This window comes from Curtobacterium sp. MCPF17_002 (assembly GCF_003234115.2).
Lineage (GTDB): Bacteria > Actinomycetota > Actinomycetes > Actinomycetales > Microbacteriaceae > Curtobacterium.
Map to the genome: position 1 here is coordinate 2424090 of NZ_CP126251.1, position 17198 is coordinate 2441287.

Annotated in this window: 17 protein-coding genes and 2 tRNA genes; 7 read left to right on the forward strand and 12 right to left on the reverse strand. The window is 71.6% G+C overall.

What is annotated here, in order from left to right; genetic code table 11:
* Positions 1–2: 2 nt before the first annotated feature.
* Positions 3–926: an NAD-dependent epimerase/dehydratase family protein gene (locus tag DEJ28_RS11295; protein WP_146248856.1), complete on the reverse strand. Its 924-nt coding sequence runs from the start codon at positions 924–926 to the stop codon at positions 3–5.
* Positions 923–1354, reverse strand: coding sequence for a nuclear transport factor 2 family protein (locus DEJ28_RS11300; protein ID WP_111115719.1), 432 nt, complete (start codon positions 1352–1354; stop codon positions 923–925). Before DEJ28_RS11300 ends, DEJ28_RS11295 begins: the two co-directional genes overlap by 4 nt.
* A gap of 81 nt (positions 1355–1435) precedes the next feature.
* Between DEJ28_RS11300 and DEJ28_RS11305 the strand changes: the two genes are divergently transcribed.
* The gene (locus DEJ28_RS11305; protein WP_111115784.1) at positions 1436–2020 is read left to right on the forward strand and encodes a TetR/AcrR family transcriptional regulator; all 585 of its coding nucleotides are present in this window, start codon (positions 1436–1438) and stop codon (positions 2018–2020) included.
* Between the two features lie 62 nt (positions 2021–2082).
* Here DEJ28_RS11305 and DEJ28_RS11310 read toward each other — a convergent pair.
* Positions 2083–2158, reverse strand: a tRNA-Glu gene (locus DEJ28_RS11310).
* A 70-nt stretch (positions 2159–2228) separates the two neighbouring features.
* Positions 2229–2304 (reverse strand) — tRNA-Glu (locus DEJ28_RS11315).
* Positions 2305–2406: 102 nt separating this feature from the next.
* On the opposite strand from DEJ28_RS11315, the gene DEJ28_RS11320 reads away from it, so the two are divergent.
* The gene (locus DEJ28_RS11320; RefSeq protein WP_111115718.1) at positions 2407–3252 is read left to right on the forward strand and encodes a DUF72 domain-containing protein; all 846 of its coding nucleotides are present in this window, start codon (positions 2407–2409) and stop codon (positions 3250–3252) included.
* 63 nt (positions 3253–3315) lie between these two features.
* Here DEJ28_RS11320 and DEJ28_RS11325 read toward each other — a convergent pair whose 3' ends face one another.
* The 7 genes from DEJ28_RS11325 to DEJ28_RS11355 form a co-directional block, all read right to left on the reverse strand.
* Positions 3316–3981: an MBL fold metallo-hydrolase gene (locus DEJ28_RS11325; protein ID WP_111115717.1), complete on the reverse strand. Its 666-nt coding sequence runs from the start codon at positions 3979–3981 to the stop codon at positions 3316–3318.
* A 155-nt stretch (positions 3982–4136) separates the two neighbouring features.
* Positions 4137–5258 (reverse strand): LacI family DNA-binding transcriptional regulator, encoded by a 1122-nt coding sequence (locus tag DEJ28_RS11330; RefSeq protein ID WP_111115716.1) that lies wholly within the window; start codon positions 5256–5258, stop codon positions 4137–4139.
* 20 nt (positions 5259–5278) lie between these two features.
* The gene (locus DEJ28_RS11335) at positions 5279–5722 is read right to left on the reverse strand and encodes a hypothetical protein (RefSeq protein ID WP_111115715.1); all 444 of its coding nucleotides are present in this window, start codon (positions 5720–5722) and stop codon (positions 5279–5281) included.
* Between the two features lie 5 nt (positions 5723–5727).
* Positions 5728–6639, reverse strand: a complete 912-nt coding sequence (locus DEJ28_RS11340) for a carbohydrate ABC transporter permease (protein ID WP_258368071.1) — start codon at positions 6637–6639, stop codon at positions 5728–5730.
* On the reverse strand, positions 6636–7613 hold the full coding sequence (locus DEJ28_RS11345; protein WP_111115714.1) for a carbohydrate ABC transporter permease: 978 nt from the start codon (positions 7611–7613) through the stop codon (positions 6636–6638). Before DEJ28_RS11345 ends, DEJ28_RS11340 begins: the two co-directional genes overlap by 4 nt.
* 161 nt (positions 7614–7774) lie before the next feature.
* Positions 7775–9058, reverse strand: coding sequence for an ABC transporter substrate-binding protein (locus tag DEJ28_RS11350; protein ID WP_111115713.1), 1284 nt, complete (start codon positions 9056–9058; stop codon positions 7775–7777).
* 242 nt (positions 9059–9300) lie between these two features.
* On the reverse strand, positions 9301–9840 hold the full coding sequence (locus DEJ28_RS11355) for an RICIN domain-containing protein (protein WP_111115712.1): 540 nt from the start codon (positions 9838–9840) through the stop codon (positions 9301–9303).
* A gap of 188 nt (positions 9841–10028) precedes the next feature.
* Here DEJ28_RS11355 and DEJ28_RS11360 point away from each other — a divergent pair, with 188 nt between their 5' ends.
* Positions 10029–11357 carry a glycosyltransferase gene (locus tag DEJ28_RS11360; RefSeq protein WP_111115711.1) on the forward strand — a complete coding sequence of 443 codons (1329 nt, stop codon included), beginning with the start codon at positions 10029–10031 and terminating at the stop codon, positions 11355–11357.
* Between the two features lie 319 nt (positions 11358–11676).
* On the opposite strand, the gene DEJ28_RS11365 is transcribed toward DEJ28_RS11360, so the two are convergent.
* Entirely contained in the window at positions 11677–13005 is a 1329-nt protein-coding gene (locus DEJ28_RS11365; protein WP_111115710.1) for a glycosyltransferase family 2 protein, read from the reverse strand.
* Between the two features lie 158 nt (positions 13006–13163).
* On the opposite strand from DEJ28_RS11365, the gene DEJ28_RS11370 reads away from it, so the two are divergent.
* The 4 genes from DEJ28_RS11370 (at position 13164) to DEJ28_RS11385 (ending at position 17172) form a co-directional block, all read left to right on the forward strand.
* Positions 13164–13337 carry a hypothetical protein gene (locus DEJ28_RS11370; RefSeq protein ID WP_181433718.1) on the forward strand — a complete coding sequence of 58 codons (174 nt, stop codon included), beginning with the start codon at positions 13164–13166 and terminating at the stop codon, positions 13335–13337.
* Between the two features lie 126 nt (positions 13338–13463).
* A complete protein-coding gene (locus DEJ28_RS11375; RefSeq protein ID WP_111115709.1) occupies positions 13464–14381 on the forward strand; it encodes a beta-1,6-N-acetylglucosaminyltransferase in 918 nt (305 codons plus the stop codon).
* A 65-nt stretch (positions 14382–14446) separates the two neighbouring features.
* A complete protein-coding gene (locus DEJ28_RS11380; protein ID WP_146248855.1) occupies positions 14447–15940 on the forward strand; it encodes a lipopolysaccharide biosynthesis protein in 1494 nt (497 codons plus the stop codon).
* A complete protein-coding gene (locus DEJ28_RS11385) occupies positions 15937–17172 on the forward strand; it encodes a glycosyltransferase family 4 protein (protein WP_111115707.1) in 1236 nt (411 codons plus the stop codon). Before DEJ28_RS11380 ends, DEJ28_RS11385 begins: the two co-directional genes overlap by 4 nt.
* The last annotated feature ends 26 nt before the right edge of the window (positions 17173–17198 follow it).

The following is a 17198-nucleotide window of genomic DNA, read 5'->3' on the forward strand; positions in this document are numbered from 1 at the left end:
GGTCACCCCGTGAACGCGCCGCGCTCGTCGTGCGCGAAGGACGCGAGGGTCCTGGGGCTCCGGCCGGTGACGCGCTCGACGGTGTCCGTCGGCCGTGCGTCAGAGTACGTGGCGTCGGCGTGCGCCAACGCGGCGGCGAGTGCTGGTGGCATCCGCTCGGCGAAGTGCGCGGCGAGCTCGGGTTCCGAGACGCGTTCGACCCGGATGGTGCGTCGGAGTTCCCGGCCGATGGTCGACGCGACCTCGTCCGGCGTCAGCGCTTCCGGCCCCGTGAGCAGCAGCTCACTGCGGAGCACGTCAGACGCGGTGAGCGCGGTCACTGCGACGGCGGCGATGTCCTCGGCGTCGATGTACGCGATCCTGCCCGCGTTGCCGCCCGTGGGTGACGCGGTGCGCAGGACGCCGTCGCGCACCATCGTCGCGAGGTGGTGGTCGGTGACGAAGTCCTGCATGAACCAGGTCGGCCGGAGGATCGCCCACTCGTCGAACGCCGTCGCGACCGCGTCGTACACCGCACCGAGTCCACCGTCACCGGCTGCGACGGGCTTCGCGCCGAGGAGCACCGCGCGTCGGACCCCGCGATCCCTGGCCTCGTCGAGGAACGGCTGCATGGCAAGCACCGGTTCGGGGTCTCGGGGAGGTGCCACCAGGTAGACCGCGTCCGGGTGCGTCTCGTCGAGCGCGCGGGTGGTCGATGCCGGATCGTGCCAGTCGAACCGGACGGCGTCAGCACCGGCGGCGGTGCCGATGGCGGTGCCGGTGCCGGTGTCGGTGTCGGTGTCGGTGTCGGTGTCAGTGTCGGCCGGTCCTGTGCCGCGGCTCGCGACCGTCGGGACCACGTCGGGGAGTCCGGCGAGGAGGCTCGCGACCCGGGCCCCCGTCTTCCCCGTCCCGCCGGTGACGAGGACCCGCATCGGGCGGCTCACGCGGCCACTCCCGTCGGCACGGTGCGACCGCCCTGCGGGTTCCAGTAGTCCCGGTAGGTGCTGATCCGTCCGTCCTGCACGGAGACGACGGCGATGGAGGACGTGTCCCGGACGACGGGTGTGCCGCGGTGCTCACCCGTCGGGTCACGGTGCTCGCCGCGCACGGTCAGTTCGACCACGACGACGCCGGGGGTGTCGGTGCGGTAGGTCTTCAACGAGCGGATCGTCCGGGCCGTCGCGGCGTCCGAGACGCCGCGGAGGTAGGCCTCGACCGCTCCTCGGCCACGGATCACCCGCGGTCGTCCCTCCGGTGCGAAGGGGAACGCGAACTCGACGTCGCCGGCGCACACCGCCAGCCATCGGTCCAGGTCGCCGGCTGCGAACGCCGACAGTCCGTTCTCGATCGTCCTGACCGGATCGTTCTCCATGTCCACGGGATCCTCCTAGAATCGGACCGGTAGTCCGGATCAGCATACGGACTGACGGTCCGTTTCACAATGGAGGTCCCCATGCCAGCACTGCGCGCCGACGCTCGGCGGAACGAGCAGGCGGTGCTCGACGCGGCTCGGGCGCTCTTCGAGCAGGCGGAATCGCCGTCGGACGTGTCGATGGACCGGATCGCGGCGGCCGCCGGCGTCGGCAAGGGAACGCTGTTCCGGCGGTTCGGCGACCGCGACGGACTCATCCGCGCACTCGTCGCCGAACGGACGGGGCCGCTCCTCGCCGCAATCCAGTCCGGCTCTCCGCCGCTCGGCCCGGGTGGACCAGCGGCGGAGCGGCTCCTCGCCGTCCTCGAAGCCGTCATCGACGCGAAGATCGACACCGTTGCACTCAGCCTGGCCCACGAGAGCGGGACCGCCAGTCCGTACACGGCGCCCGGGTACGAGGCCACACACGCGGTCGTCTCCGCGGCGCTCCGAGACCTGAACGTGGACGGCGACCCGGACATCGCAGCGCACCTGGTCCTCGCGGCCACGCGCGCGGACCTCATCGCGGTCCTCGTCCGGACGGAACAGCGCACGCGAGCGGAGATCGTCGACGCCGTCGTCCGCCATGCCTCGGCGTTGTTCGGACGGACACCCCGCGGCACCTGACCCCGCGCGCGAGCCGGCACGAACGCGAAAAGCCCCCCGGCGAACCGGAGGGCTTCTCGTCGTGGTGACCCCAGCGGGATTCGAACCCGCGTTACCGCCGTGAGAGGGCAGCGTACTAGGCCGCTATACGATGGGGCCGTCACACACGTCGGTCCCCGCACAGGGCGAGGACTCATGCTCGTTGTCGGACTCGGAGGCTAGCCACCTGTGGTGACCCCAGCGGGATTCGAACCCGCGTTACCGCCGTGAGAGGGCAGCGTACTAGGCCGCTATACGATGGGGCCGTTCCGACAACTCGACAAGTATTGCACAAGCCACCGCAGCAGCCAAAACGAGGCGTGTCGCCCGGGTGTGCCGCCATGCCGCCGCGGGCATACGGTGGAGCGATGGTGGTACGGATCGGCCTGTCGGGGTGGCAGTACGACTCGTGGCGCGGCGACTTCTACCCCGCGGGAGTGCCGAAGCGGCAGTGGCTCGAGTACGCGGCCGAGCGGTTCCCGACGGTCGAGGTCAACGGGTCGTTCTACTCCCTGCAGCGGCCGGAGCGGTACCGGGCGTGGCGTGCTGCGGCACCGCCGACGTTCCGGTTCGCGCTCAAGGGAGGTCGCTACGTCACGCACATGCTCCGGCTCCGGAACGTCGACACGGCGCTCGCCAACTTCTTCGCCTCCGGACCGCTCGAGCTCGGCGAGACGCTCGGGCCCGTGCTCTGGCAGCTGCCCGAAGCGCTCCTGCCGACGCCGGAGGTGCTCGACGCCTTCCTCGCACTGCTCCCCCGGACGCACGGAGCTGCTGCCGAGCTCGCGGCACTCCACGACGACAAGGTCAAGGTCCCGGCCGTGCACGCGGAGGACCCCGCGGTCACCGTCCACCACGCGCTCGAGGTGCGGTCCGCGGGGCTGACCGACGACCACGTCGACGTCCTCCGGCGGCACGGCACCACGCTCGTCGACTCGCACGCGGGCGACTTCCCGCGGCTGCGGATCGACACGGGGGCGCCGATCGCCTACCTCCGGCTGCACGGCGCACCCCGGACGTACCACGACGGCTACTCCCCACAGGCCCTGGGTCGGTGGGCGACCACGGTGCTCGGACACGTCGACGCCGGGCGGGACACGTACGTGTACTTCGACAACGACGCCGAGCAGCACGCCCCGTGGGACGCACTCGCGCTCCAGCGCATCGTCACCGACCGCCTGCGCGGTCAGGGAGGCGACAGGCTCGGTCTGTGAGCCGACCGCCCGCGGAGGGGCGGCGACATGAGGAGGTGAGCCGCGCCTCCAGGCAGGTCCGTCTCAGACGGTGAGGGACTCACCGGGCGCGAGGACCACGAGCGACCCGCCGGGCTCGACCGCCTCGCGGAGCCGGCCCGTGTGCATGCCGTACCCGATGTCGGAGAGCGTGGCCTCGTGGACGGGGTACGCACGGCGGGGAGCGACGGCGGCGACGTAGTCCATCATCTCGGCGACCTTGAGCCACGGGGCGCCGACGGGTGCGGCGAGGACTTCGACGGGCACCCCGGGATCCGTGTAGGAGTCGCCCGGGTAGAAGAGGACGCCGTTGACGAGGACGCCGGTGTTGTCGACCACCGGGATGCTCGAGTGGATGACGTTGTGCCGCGTGCCGTGGAAGGTGAGGTCGAAGGGGCCGACGGTCCGGCGGTCCCCGTCCGTGACGACGTCGACGACGATGCCTGCCGTCGTGTCGCCATTCGCTTCGGCGAGCGCTGCGGCGAGCGTTGCGGCGACCCCGGCCGGCCCGATGACCACGGCTCCGGGGTTGCGGTCCAGGATCCTGCTGAGCTGCTCCGGTGTGACGTGGTCGGGGTGTTCGTGCGTGATCACGACGGCGACGACGCCGGTCGCGTCCACCGGACGGGTGAAGTTCCCGGGGTCGATCACGAGGCGCGCGTCGCCCTCGGTGAGGATCTGGCAGGCGTGTTCGAGCTTGGTGACCTCCATGGCGGCGACCCTACGCGCGGCGGGCGCGGGACGCGTCGTGCGGCGGCGCACAACGCAAGTGCGTCCGAGCCGTGAGTCGCCGCGGTTCCGGGTGACTTCGGTTGTGCGGCGCGACCGCCGCTCCCCCGCACCAGCGGCGCGACCGCCACTCCCCCTCACCGCGGCGGCGGCGCCGTCGTCGTCCGCACCACGAGGTGCGCCGGCGACGCCGGCAGCCACCTGGCGTCCGCACCATCCACCTCGGCGAGCACCGCCCGCGCGGCAGCCCTCCCCTGTGCGACCGGGTCCTGCGCCACGGTGGTCAGCCCGACGACCTCGCCGTACTCGTGCCCGTCGATCCCCATCACGGAGACGTCGGCGGGGACGGAGAGTCCGGCGTACTGGGCGGCGAGCACCACGCCGAGCGCCATCTCGTCGGATGCGCAGAACACCGCGGTCGGCCGCGCGCCGCCAGCAGCGCCGCCAGCGCCAGCACCAGCACCGCCAGCGCCAGCGCCAGCACCAGCACCGCCAGCGCCAGCGCCAGCACCGCCAGCAGCAGCACCATCACCAGCACCGCCCCCGACGCGAGCCCCGAACAACGCCCGCCCCGCATCCACCCCGCCCGCGAACGAGAACCGCCCGTCGAGCACCCAGTCCTCCCGCACCGCCAACCCGTGCGCGTGCATGGCCTCCACGAACCCGTCCCGCCGCAGCCACGGCACCGCGACGTTCATGCCGGCCTCGTCCTGCCCGCCGACGTAGGCGATGTCCCGGTGGCCGAGCGAGCAGAGGTGGTCCACGGCGATCCGGGCGACCACGACGTCGTCGACGCCGACGTTCCGGAGGCCCGGCGCCGGCCCGCCGATGACGATCATCGGGTGGCGGCTGAGTTCGAGTTCGGCGCGTTCGGTCTCGTCGAGCACGAGGGACAGCAGGACGAGGGCGTCAACCCGGTGCCGCAGCATGGAACGTCGGAACGCCCGGTCGCGGTCTCCCCCGGGCCCGCCGAGGTTGTACAGCACGAGGTCGTACCCGGCCCGCCGCAGCTCGGCGTCGACCCCGCCGAGTGCTTTCACGTAGAACCAGCGGTCGATCACCGGCACGACGACGCCGACGGCGCGCTGCCGTCCGGTGGCGAGGCCGGCCGCCGCCGAGCTCGGCACGTACCCGAGTTCGTCGGCGACCCGCCGCACGTGGTCGATCGTGGTGTCGGCGACGCTCGACATCCCCCGCAGGGCGCGGGACACGGTGGACTTGGACAGGCCGGTGACGGTGGCGATCTCCTGGATGCCCATGCGCACTGCCTGGAGGCCCGTCAGCCGTCCGACGGTCGCGTCACGTCACCGACGGGGCCGGTCCGCGCTGGCGCGGGCGTCGGTCGGGCCGCGTGGACCTGCTGCCGTCCGGCGGGTGCGAGTTCGTCCCACCCGACGTGTCGGTGCACGCGCGCGTCGGCGGCGGGTGCCGCCGTTCCGCGTCCGACCGCCGGCGCCGGCGCCGGACCACGCCGGACGGGGACCGCGGGCGCCCCGCCGATGCCTTCGGCCGATGCCGTGCGCCGGAGCACCGACACCCGCCAGCGGTCGAGCGCGACGACGCCGAGCACGCACACGAGCAGGGTGAGCGCCCAGCCGAGCGCCGGCCGCCCGGTCACCTCGCAGAACACGGTGACGCCGAGGAACAGGACGCCGAACAGACCGACGAAGCCGATTGCCTCCTCGATGCGGGCGGTGGGACGGAGGGGCGCGCGCTGTGCCATGGTCGTCAGCCCTTCACGCCGCCGGCGGTGAGGCCGGCCACGATGCGCCGCTGGAACACGAGCACGAGGATCACGAGCGGGATCGTGACGATCGTCCCCGCAGCCATCACCGCGGTGTACGGCTCCTGGTGCGGGACGGTGCCCTGGAAGCCGGCGATCGCGACGGTGACCGGTTGCGTGGCGTCGCTCGAGAGCTGGGACGAGATGAGGTACTCGTTCCAGGACGAGATGAACGCCAGGATCGCGGTCGTGAACACGGCCGGTGCGGCCAGCGGCAGGATGATCCGCCGGAACGCCTGCACGCGGGTGCACCCGTCGATGCGGGCCGCTTCCTCGAGGTCCCACGGCATCTCGCGGAAGAACGACGCGAGCGTGTACACGGTGAGGGGCAGGACGAACGAGATGCTCGGCAGGATGAGTGCCTGGTACGACCCCATCCACCCGATGTCCGTGAACAGCTGGAACAGCGGGGAGATGAGCGCGACGCCCGGGAACATCGACGCGGCCAGGATGGCGCCGGCGATGAGGGACTTCCCCTTGAACTCCAACCGGGCCAGGGCGTAGGCCGCGCTCGTGCCGACGAGCAGGGCGATGATCGTCACCGTGCCGCCGATCAGCAGGCTGTTCGCGAGCGCCCGCCCGAGGTGGTTTCCGAGCGCCGTGGAGAACGCGGTCGTGTAGTTGTCGAGCGTGACGTGGGTCGGCCACGGGGTGGCGTCGAACGTGAACCCGACGTCGCGGAACGAGGTGACGACCATCCAGTAGAACGGCAGCAGGCACCAGACGGCGATGACCGTGGCCTGGATGCCGGTGCGGAGCCGTGGTCCGGTGTGCTTCTGGACGCGGACTTCGGCGCGTGCGCCAGCACGTTCGCCGAGGGACGGTACTGACCGGGGTCGGTCGGCTGCGAGGGTCACTTCAGCTCACCCTTCTGCTGGGCTGCCTGCGTCTGCACCACGTTGGCCCCGAGGAACCGGACGAAGACGAACGCGACGATGAAGATCACGAGGAACGTGATCGTGGAGAGCGCCGACGCGGCGTTGAAGCCCTGGCGGATCTGATCGACCACGAGGATGGACAGCGTCGTCGTCGCGGTGCCGGAACCGCCGCCACCACCGGTGAGGATCGCCGGCAGGTCGTACATGCGGAGGGCGTCGAGCACACGGAAGAGGACGGCGACCATGAGCGCCGGCCGGATCAACGGGAGCGTGATGTTCCAGAACCGCTGCGAGGTCGATGCGCCGTCCATCTTGCCGGCTTCGTAGACCTCCTCGGGGATGAGCTGCAGGCCGGCGAGGATGAGCAGCGCCATGAACGGCGTGGTCTTCCAGGTGTCGGCGATGATGACCGCCCACCGCGACGACCACTCGCCACTCGTCCAGAGGATCTGCTGCCCGAGCACGTGGTTGAGCACGCCGTTCGCGTCGAAGATGAAGTACCAGAGCTTCGCGGTCACGGCCGTCGGGATGGCCCACGGCACGAGGATCGCGGCACGGACGAGCGCGCGGCCCTTGAAGTTGCGGTTCATGATGATCGCCATCCACACGCCGATCACGGTCTCGAACGCGACGGTCACGACGGTGAAGAAGAACGTGTTGCCCATCGAGACCCAGAACTGGGAGCCGATGCTGCCGGGCGGGCAGGCGGTGTTGCCGCACTGCTGGCCGAGCCAGTGCACGTAGTTCGTGACGCCGGCGAAGCCGCCCTGCACGAACAGTTGCGTGGTCTTGTCGAGGCCCTGGTCGAGCTGGAACGACTGGATGATCGCGCTGACGACGGGGTAGCCGATGACGATGGCGAGGAGCACGATCGTCGGACCGATGAGGTACACGGCCCATCGGCCGTGTTCGGCGTTGAGTCCGCCCTTGCGCCGCTGTTGCTTCGGTTCCATCCCCTGGGGGTTCGGGATGGCGGCGGGGATCTCGGTTGCTGCTGACACGTGACGGCCTCCTTGCCGGGGGTGTCGGAACGCAAGTGGATGGCGGACGGGAGGCGCGGTGCGGGATGGCACCGCGCCTCCAGTCCGATGCGGCGTGAGCCGCAGGGCGGTCGCTAACTGCCGCTGCTGGTGGCCGTCTTGAGGGCCGCCTGCATGTCCTTCATCGCTTCGTCGACGCTCTTCGATCCCTTGAGGGCGGCGTACGTGTTGTCCTGGACCGCCTTCGTCACGGCCGGGTAGAACGGCGTGACCGGGCGCGGCTCGGCCGACTGGATCGACTTGAGCAGCGTGGGCAGGTAGGGCAGCTTCGCGGTGAGCTCGGAGTCGGTGTAGAGGTCCCCGACGACCGGGGCGAGCGAGCCCTGGGTGGCGAAGAACTTCTGCGTCTCGTTCGACTCCAGGTACTCGAGGAAGTCGTGCGCCGTCGCCTTGTGCTTCGAGTACACGCTGATCGCGGCGTTGTGCCCACCGAGCGTCGAGGCACCGGTGCCGTCAGCGCCCGGGATCGGAGCGATCCCGAAGGTGTCCTTCACCTTGCTCGACCCGTCGGTCTTCGCGAGGCTGTAGACGTACGGCCAGTTGCGGAGGAAGAGCAGCTTGCCGGCCTCGAACGCGGTGCGGCCCTGCTCCTCCTGGTAGGTGATCGCTTCGGCCGGGATGTTCCCGTCCTTGAACGCGTCGACCAGGTTCTGCAGGCCGGCCTTGGCGTCGCTCGTGTCGACGTCCGGCGTGCCGCTCTTGCTGAGGACGGAGCCGCCGGAGCCGTTGATCGCCTCGGAGGCGTTCACGGTGAGGCCCTCGTACTTCGCGAACTGTCCCGCGTAGCAGCCGATGCCGGCCTGCTTCGCGATGTCGCAGTCCTTCATCATGTCCGCCCACGTGGTCGGCGGCGTCTTGACGAGGTCCTTGCGGTAGTAGAGCAGCGCACCGTCGGAGGTCTGCGGGGCGGCGTAGAGCGTGTTGTTGTACGTCGCCGTCTTCACCGTGGCGGGCAGGAGCTTCGACGTGTCGAGCTTCATCTTGCCGGTGAGCGGGGTGAGCCAGCCCTTGGCGGCGAACTCCGCGGTCCAGACGACGTCGACGTCGACCACGTCGTAGTTCGCGTCCTTCGCCTGGAAGTGCTGCACGAGGTCGTCGTGCTGCTGGTCGGCCTGGTCGGACTGTTCCTTGAAGGTGACCTTCTCGTCGGAGTGGGCCTTGTTCCACTTGGCGATGAGCGGTCGGACGACGTTCGAGTTGTCCTTGCCCTGCACGTACGTGATCGGGCCGCGGCTGTCCTGGCCGTTCTGGGCATCGTCCGATGCCGAGCTGCCGCTCGAGCAGCCGGTGAGCACGAGGCCGATGACGGCGACCCCGGCGACCGAGGCGAAGCGCACCCTGGCGCGAGTTGTCTTCACAGCGTTGTCTCCTCATCGAGATCACCAGGGGGCGTCGATCGGGTGCGACGACGGGCCTGGAGCAGGCGACACTGCCCGCTGGAGGAGGAAGCTACGCCCGCCCTCGGCGTTCCGCAACCGGTTGCATCAACTCCGTGACCTGAGTGTGACCTCTGGGGTTCCGATGACTTCCTGGGTGAGCGCTCACGGCGAGGCGCCCTCGCGCAGAGCACGGGGGCGCCTCACGTGGACGAGCGGTCGACTCAGCTGTACGTCCCTGCGCCGTAGTCCGACCACGCCTGCAGGTACCCGCCGTCCTGCGACTTGGCGATCACCACGCGGCCGCCCACCGCGAGCGAGCCCGCGGCCATGACCCTGCCGGACGAGGCGTTGACGAACCCGTTGTTCTTCGCCGCGTGGCCGTACTTCCACTGCTGCGTCGTAGCTCCGCTCACGGGCTGCATCGTGAAGGTGGCCCCAGCGCTCTGCGACGAGGACGTGAGAACGTAACTCTTCGAGGTCTTGGACACGCTCGCGACGTTGGTGAGGACCACCGCGTTGCCGTAGCTCAACTGGAACCATTGCTGCGCTTTTGTCTTCGCGCAGGTCTTCATCACCACCGCCGCACCCTTGCCGGTCGACGTCAGGCAGAGCTTCGTGCCGCTCGAGCTGAGGTGGGTCAGCTCGTAGTAGTGCGTGGTGACGGCAGCCGACGCTGCCTGTGCCGGCACGACCACCCCGATGGCCGCCGCTGCCGCGATCACCAGCCCGGCCAGACGGATCCGTTTCGTCGACTTTTCCATGTGCTTCTCCCTTGAACCACGTGGGAGACCCCTCGTCCCCCGGTTGCATCGGACCGCACACGACCGACAGGCAGCTTCGAACGGGCTGAGCGGTCGTTCAGTGTGGACCGTGCGGAACCCCGCACGAACCCCGCCACCGCGACCGCACCCCGTTGTCGCCGCGGAAGGACCCCCGTAGCGTCCGGCACATGACCCAGACCTCCTCCGTCACCGTGCCCGGTCCCCGCCGGGTGGTCAGCGTCGACCTCGACGCCCCACTGCCACGGCTCGTCGCCGACGAGACCGGCTCCACCGCCCTGGTCGTCGGCTACCGCGACGGTCACCCCGTCACCACGCTCGACGTCCTGCTGACCGAGGACCCGGCGGACGCCGCACGCGCCATGGCCCCCCTCGTCACGGGAACCGCGCACACGAGCGGCACCGCGGAGATCCCGGTCCCCGACGACCAGCTCCCGATGATCTCGATCGTCGTGTCGACCGTCGTCGGCCGCGTCGAGGACCTCGGCAAGCTGCTCGACGTCCTCGAGCACCTCGACTACCCCCGGCACGAGGTGGTCCTCGTCGACAACCGCGTGAAGCTCCCCGAGCACGACGCGCTCCCCGGGCTCCTCGAGGGTCGCACCGTGCGACTCGTCACCGAGCGGCGACCCGGCTGCTCCGCCGGTCGCAACGCCGGCGTCGCCGCCGCGCTCGGCGAGGTCATCGCGTTCACCGACGACGACGTCCGCGTGGACCCGCAGTGGCTCCGGATGATCGGGACGCGCTTCGTCCGCGAACCCCAGCTGTCCGCGGTCACCGGCATGATCCTGCCCGTCGAGCTCGAGACCCCCGCACAGATCTGGTACGAGGCGTACTACGGCGGCTTCAGCGGCGAACGCCAGTTCGAGCCCGTCACGATCATCCCGGACGACATCCCGGGAGCGATGCGGCACGCCCGCGTCTCCGCCGTCGCCGCCGACGGCACCGTCCGGAAGCACTTCGCGGTGTACGGCATCGGTGGCTACGGTGCCGGTGCGAACTGGGCGGTCCGCCGCTCGGCGTTCGACGCGGCCGGCGGGTTCGACAACACGCTCGGCGCCGGCGTCCCCGCACGTGGCGGTGAGGACCTCGACATCTTCATCGGCATCCTCTGGGGCGGCGGCCGCATCGGCTTCGAGCCCCGCGCCGTCGTGCACCACCGTCACCGCCGCGACCTCGAGGGACTGCACCACCAGCTGCACTCCAACGGCGTCGGGTTCACCGCGCTGATGTGCGCGCTCATCCTCAAGGACCGCCGGCACCTGACCGCGTTGACGCGCCTCATGCCGGTCGCCGCGAAGATCAAGACGAAGCAGCTCGTGACGCGCCTGGCCGGCCGACGCGACGCCGCGCCGGAGACCATGACCGAGGCGTCGACCACGCGCATCCCGCGTTCGCTCGCGTACCACGAGTTCCGCGGCTTCCCGGCGGGCCCGGCGGCGTACTTCCGCAGCCGCCGGTTCTGGCGGGACGTCGAGGAGGGCCGGTTCCGGCCCTAGTCAGGACCGCCCGGCGGACGGGAGGCACGTGGCAACGTCGCCACGCGCCTCCCGTCCGTCGTTGCGTACCACCCACCCGCCTGGAGGCACGGTGCGAGCCCGCCACGCGCCTCCAGTCGGTCGTTGCACACGCAACGAGCGACAACCCGGGTGTCGTACGACGACCGTCTTGTCGCCTCATGCGCACGCAACCGTTGCGTGTGCAACGAGCGACAACCCACGTGTCGTACGACGACCGTCTTGTCGCAAGATGCGCGCGCAACGGACGACCCCAGCGCAACAACCGCCGCGCCGAGCGCACGCCGAGCGCGCCCGCGCCTCAGCGCGCCGCGCGCCGCGCCCGCAGGTACCGCAACGGCCCACCGAGCGCCGCGACCAGCTCGATTCGCTTCAGCCCGGCGGTCGCGTCGCGGAAGGCGTCGTCCACGGGCCACCCGCCCATCGCGTCGACCGCGGCCGACACCTGGTCGACGCCGGCACCGGCACCGGCACCACCGCCGCCCTGCCCGAGCGCTCCGAGCTGGCGGAGCGCCCCGACGGCACGCCGGAGCACGGCGAACGCCGTCGACGGCCGGAGCATCAGCTTCGCGACCCAGGCACCGAGCCCGGTCCCGTACCCGAGCGCCTGCGAGCGGAGGGCCTCGCGGTCGGGGCGGTGCTTGTGCCACACCACGGCGGAGGGCTCCACGGCGAGCGCCCCACCGGAGAACAACACCCGGGTGAACAGGTCGGGGTCCTCACCGGCGCGCGCCGGGGTCCCCGGGCCGAGGGCGACGTCGAAGCCCCCGAGCGCGATCGCGGCGGACCGGCGGAGCGACATGTTCGCGCCGGTGCCGAACGCACCGACCGAGAACGGGAAGAGCGGGAGGTCGGCGGGCGGCGCCGACGTCCGGAAGACCCGGCGCTCGAGGTTCCGCGCCCACGTCACCCGCTCGTCGAAGTACCGCTGCGTCGGCGTGCGGAGCTCGCCGCTGGGCACGAGGCCGGTGACGCACACGACGTCCGCGTCGCGGGCGTACGCGTCGGCGAGCGCTGCGAGCCACGACCGGTCGACGACGACGTCGTCGTCGACGAAGGCGACCACGGCTCCGGACGCGAGGGCGAGACCGGCGTTCCGTGCGCGTGAGACGCCGGGTCGCGCCTCCAGGACGTAGTGGAGTCGCGGGTCGTCGAACGACGCGACCACGTCGCGGGTCGCCGAGGTGGTGGGCGCGTTGTCGACGACGAACACCTCGAAGTCGTCGTGGGCCGAGGCGAGGACGGAACGCACGCAGCGACGGACGTCGTCCGGTCGGTCGCGGGTCCCGATGACGACGGAGATGCGTCCGACGGGTGCACCGGAAGGCGCGGACGGGAGGCTCGTGGTGCGCAGCGCGCGCAGCGCGGCTCCCAGCTCGGCCGGGTCCACGTCCCCACCCGCGTCGACGGTGACGTCGACGAACCCGGCCACCTCGCGGCCGTCGCGGACGAGCAGACGGGCACGGCGGAAGCCCTCGGCACCGGCGAGCTCGACCGCCGAGGCGGCGAGCGCCTCCTGCCGGTCGATCGCACCGACCCAGGCGGCGCCTGCCCACGTGGGGGCGTCCGGCGACGGCATCGCGGGGGCGATCATCAGCACGGGCGTGGTCGTGGCCTGGTGGTCGGTCATGGTCCGATGCTCCGGGTGGCTCCGGGGCACGGTCAACGGCACCGTCCGGGGTTGCGGAGACGGTCGCCGGTCTTGCGGTTTGCCGCCACCGGAGGGCCTCCGCCCCGTAGGATCGGGGGGACGACCCGGCGGCAGCACGCCGGGCACGAGGAGGACGCATGCCGCTGGGCCCCACGACCGAGCTCGGCGTCACCATCCCCTCGGAGCGCGACGTGCTCGTGGTCGACGCCGCGACCTGTGTGTGCGGCCACGTGCAGGAAGCGCACGAGCACTACCGGCCGGGGACCGACTGCGCGCTCTGCGACTGCCAGAAGTTCCGCAAGAAGCGCTGATCAGGCACCACTCGACGGACCCGTCAGGCTGAGGTCGGGAAGCCCTCCTGCGGGAAACCGCCGCTTCCCCGCAGAGGCCCCCGAACGCCTTGTCCGCCCCGGAACGGCGCGGTTAGCGTCGCGTTCATGGCCATCTCCCCCGCCGCTCCCGCGTGCATCGTCCTCGCCCACGAGGACCCCTCGCACGTGCGCCGGCTCGTCGAGGCGCTCGACCCGTTCCCGGTGTTCCTGCACTGCGACGCGCGCACACCGGAAACGGTGTTCCGGGCGATGACCGACGGTCTCCCCGACCGGGTCCGTCTGCTGCCGCGCATCCGCACCGGATGGGCGAAGTGGGAGAACGTCGCGGCCGAGGTGGAGGGCTACCGGGCGGCGCTCGCGGAGACCGACGCGACCCACGTGGCCGTGTTGACCGGCAGCGACTACCCCCTCGCGCACCCGGACGAGGTCCGCACCCTGCTCGAGGCGCATCGCGAGGAGTCGTTCATCGCCACGCACCCGCTGCCCTACCCCGAGTGGGGCCGCGACGGCGGGGTGGCGCGGATCCGGTACCGGCACTGGGCGTGGCGGAAGCAGATGCTGCGCCTGCCGGTGCCGCGTCGGGTCCCCCGCGACGTCGTGTTCGCCGGCGGATCGCAGCTCAAGGTCCTCGCACGCCGTCATGCGTCGGCCGTCGTCGACGCCGTGGACAGCCGTCCGGACCTCGTCCGGTTCTGGCGTCGGACCTGGGTCGCGGACGAGACCTTCGTGCCGTCCGTCCTCAGCTCCCCCGCGCTGACCCCGGGGTTCGACGACGAGCACGTGCCGCACGGGCTGTGGTGGATCGGGTGGGACGGCACGGCGCGGAAGAGTCCGCCGTGGTTGACCACCGCCGACGCCGGACGGCTCCTCGAGCACCGCACGATGCCGGACGTCGAGTTGCCGCACGTGTTCGCGCGGAAGTTCTCCACCGCCCGCAGCTCCGATCTGCTCGACGTCGTCGACGGGGCGTTCGGGCTGCGGCCGGGGGCGGTCCCCGCCGTGTCCGGGGTGGTGGCACCGTGACGGTTCCGCAGACCCGCCGGGAGGCTCGGGCCGCACGTGAGGCCGGTGCCGTGTCGGGTGATGCCGTGTCGGGTGATGCCGTCTCGGTGTCGCTCGAGGTGGCGGACCAGGCCGTCGCGCCGGTCCCGGAGTCGATCGACACCGGCAGCGTCGCGGTCCGCAAGGGATCTTCGGTCCTGTTCGGACGCGGGCTCCTGTACGTCGTCGTCTGGTCGATGCAGCTCGTCGTCTCGTCGCTCATCTCCCCCGTCCTCGCCCACCTCATGCCCCCGGCGGAGTTCGGTGTCCTGGCGTCGGCGATCGCGCTCTACCAGGCGCTCGTCGTCCTCGCCGTGGCGGGCATCGACCAGGCGTCGGTCCTCCAGCGCGCCGAGGACGGCGACGACCGTCGTGCCCGCGGGCTGCTCGCCGTCGGCATGGTCACCGCGAGCATCGTCACCGTCATCGCACTCACCACGATCCCGGTGTGGGGCGACGCCGCCGGGTTCGTCGGGTCGCACCCGCTGCTCCTCGTCGCGGTGCTCTGGACCGGCCCCGCAGCGATCGTCCAGATCTCACTCGCACTCCTCGTCGCCCAGGACCGCATCAAGGTCTTCGCGGTGACGAGCCTGCTCTCCTCGGTCGGCGGGTCGATCATCGGCCTCGGACTGCTCACCCTCGTGCAGGCCGACGCGACCACGTACGCCTGGGGCGGCGTCGTCGCGCAGGGCGTGGCGATGGTGATCGGCATCGCGGCGACCCGCCCACGGCTCGCCGGCCTGTTCGACCGTCGGACCACGGCGCGGGCGTTCCGGCTCGGGATCCCCGTCGCACTCGGCAACCTGTCGTACTTCGTCCTCAACGCCGGCGACCGCGTCGTCGTGCAGCGCCTCCTCGGCCCGGAGGAGGTGGCGCGGTACCAGATCGCGTACGTGGTCGGCTCCGCCGTGATCCTGCTCCTCTCGTTCACGAACCAGGCCTGGGCGCCGCACTTCGCCGCGCTCCGGGACGCCGTCGCCCGCCGCGAGCTCGCGATGCACTCCCGCAACGAGCTCTACAAGATGCTCGCTCCCCTGCTCCTGGCGGTCACCCTCGTGTCCCCGGTCGCACTGCCGATCCTCGCCCCGGCGTCGTACCGGGTGCACGACCTCACCGTGGTGGTGTTCATCGTCGCGATCACGGCGGTGCCCGTCGTGGCGAGCGGCGCCACCGGCCGTCTGCTCCTCATCGAACGCCGCGGTGTGGCGGTCGGCGTGATCGCGGCCACGGCCGGCGCCGCGAACATCGGCGCGAACCTGCTCCTCGTGCCCGTGTTCGGCATCGCCGGCGCCGCACTCGCCACCGTCGTCTCGTACGTCGGCCTGGCCGCACTGCAGCTGCTCGTCCTCAGCGACCGTCGCGAGTGGCGTGGACCCGGACTCCGGATCGTCCTGCCGCTCGCAGCGGCACTCGCCGTCGCCACGGCGTCCCTGTTCGTCCCGCAGGACGCACTCTGGAACTGGTTCCGGGTCGCCGGCGTCGTCGCGTGCCTGCCGTGGTTCTTCCGACGCCTGCAAGCTGCACGAGGAGGTACAGCGTGACCACCAACGACCGGACGCCCGAGGACGTGCGCCGATCCAGCGTCGATGCCGTCCGTCCGCTCCGCATCGGTGTCGTCACCGGCGGCCTGGCGATGATCGGCGGACTCGAACGGTGTGTCCTCGAGGACACCCGCGAGCTCGTCGCCGCCGGCCACGAGATCGAGGTCTGGCACCGGGACGCGCACGCGCCGCGGTCGGACGAGGGTCGCGCGCCCTTCGAGGACATGGGCGTGTCGCTCGTCGCCGCGACCGACTACACCTTCGGGATCCGGACCGCGCTCCGCGACGTCTGGCGGTTCGCGCGGGAGGGCCGACGCATCCGTCGCTCCGGCCTCGACGTCATCTGGTTGAACCGACCGGAGTACCTGCCGTTCGGCCGTGTCCTGTCGGTGGTGTCCGGCGTCCCCCTGGCCGTGCACCTGCACCACGCACCGAACTACCACCGCCTCCGGCCCATCGCCGGGGGCCGCACACGGTTCTTCGCCGTCTCGCACGCGATGGCGCGGGCCTGGACGGAGGCCGGCGCCCCCGCCGAGCAGATCACGATCGTGCCGAACGGTGTGGACACGACCGCCTTCCCCGCCTCGACGCCGACCGGCGTGGAGCGGGCCCGTGAGGCACTCGGCATCGACGAGGGAACCCCCACCGTCCTGTACTACGGACGGTTGAACCAGCCGAAGGGCGTGCTCGCCCTCCTCGAGGCCTGGGGCCAGGTGCTGTCGATGCACCGGGCCCGGGCGCTCCAGACGGTCCCGGCGTCGCCCGACCACCGACGCCCCGCGCCGCTGCTCGTGCTCGCGGGTGCGCTGTACCCGGAGGAGGCCGACGCCGTGCACCGCGCGATCGACGCGCTCCCCGACGGCTCCGTGCTCGTCGTGCCGGAGCGGGACGACGTGGTCCCGCTGCTGCACGCGGCGGACCTCGTGGTCGCACCGTCGATCGAGCCCGAGGGCTTCGGCCGGGTCGTCGTCGAGGCGATGTCCGCCGGCCGTCCGGTCGTCGCGGCGGCTTCGGGCGGCACCGGGGAGATCCTCTCCGGCGAGTGGGCGCGGTTCACCGTGGACCCGACCGATGCGCACGCGCTGGCACGGAAGGTGCTCGACGGCCTGGACGAGGTCGAGCGCGACCCGACCCTCGGTGCACGGTGCCGTGCGTGGGTCGAGGACCGGTACGGCCGTGCCCCGCACGTGCGCGCGCTGCTGCGGGCGCTGCAGGACGTCGCCCGGAGCTGACCTGGCGGCGGCGCTCGGGGTCCGCG

What these genes read in the sequence shown, in the direction of transcription:
- DEJ28_RS11305 (WP_111115784.1), top strand. Translation starts at nt 1,436, where the DNA reads ATGCCAGCACTGCGCGCCGACGCTCGGCGGAACGAGCAGGCGGTGCTC.
- DEJ28_RS11355 (WP_111115712.1), bottom strand. Translation starts at nt 9,840, where the DNA reads ATGGAAAAGTCGACGAAACGGATCCGTCTGGCCGGGCTGGTGATCGCG.
- DEJ28_RS11345 (WP_111115714.1), bottom strand. Translation starts at nt 7,613, where the DNA reads ATGGAACCGAAGCAACAGCGGCGCAAGGGCGGACTCAACGCCGAACAC.
- DEJ28_RS11365 (WP_111115710.1), bottom strand. Translation starts at nt 13,005, where the DNA reads ATGACCGACCACCAGGCCACGACCACGCCCGTGCTGATGATCGCCCCC.
- DEJ28_RS11360 (WP_111115711.1), top strand. Translation starts at nt 10,029, where the DNA reads ATGACCCAGACCTCCTCCGTCACCGTGCCCGGTCCCCGCCGGGTGGTC.
- DEJ28_RS11300 (WP_111115719.1), bottom strand. Translation starts at nt 1,354, where the DNA reads ATGGAGAACGATCCGGTCAGGACGATCGAGAACGGACTGTCGGCGTTC.
- DEJ28_RS11335 (WP_111115715.1), bottom strand. Translation starts at nt 5,722, where the DNA reads ATGGCACAGCGCGCGCCCCTCCGTCCCACCGCCCGCATCGAGGAGGCA.
- DEJ28_RS11370 (WP_181433718.1), top strand. Translation starts at nt 13,164, where the DNA reads ATGCCGCTGGGCCCCACGACCGAGCTCGGCGTCACCATCCCCTCGGAG.
- DEJ28_RS11330 (WP_111115716.1), bottom strand. Translation starts at nt 5,258, where the DNA reads ATGGGCATCCAGGAGATCGCCACCGTCACCGGCCTGTCCAAGTCCACC.
- DEJ28_RS11320 (WP_111115718.1), top strand. Translation starts at nt 2,407, where the DNA reads ATGGTGGTACGGATCGGCCTGTCGGGGTGGCAGTACGACTCGTGGCGC.
- DEJ28_RS11375 (WP_111115709.1), top strand. Translation starts at nt 13,464, where the DNA reads ATGGCCATCTCCCCCGCCGCTCCCGCGTGCATCGTCCTCGCCCACGAG.
- DEJ28_RS11325 (WP_111115717.1), bottom strand. Translation starts at nt 3,981, where the DNA reads ATGGAGGTCACCAAGCTCGAACACGCCTGCCAGATCCTCACCGAGGGC.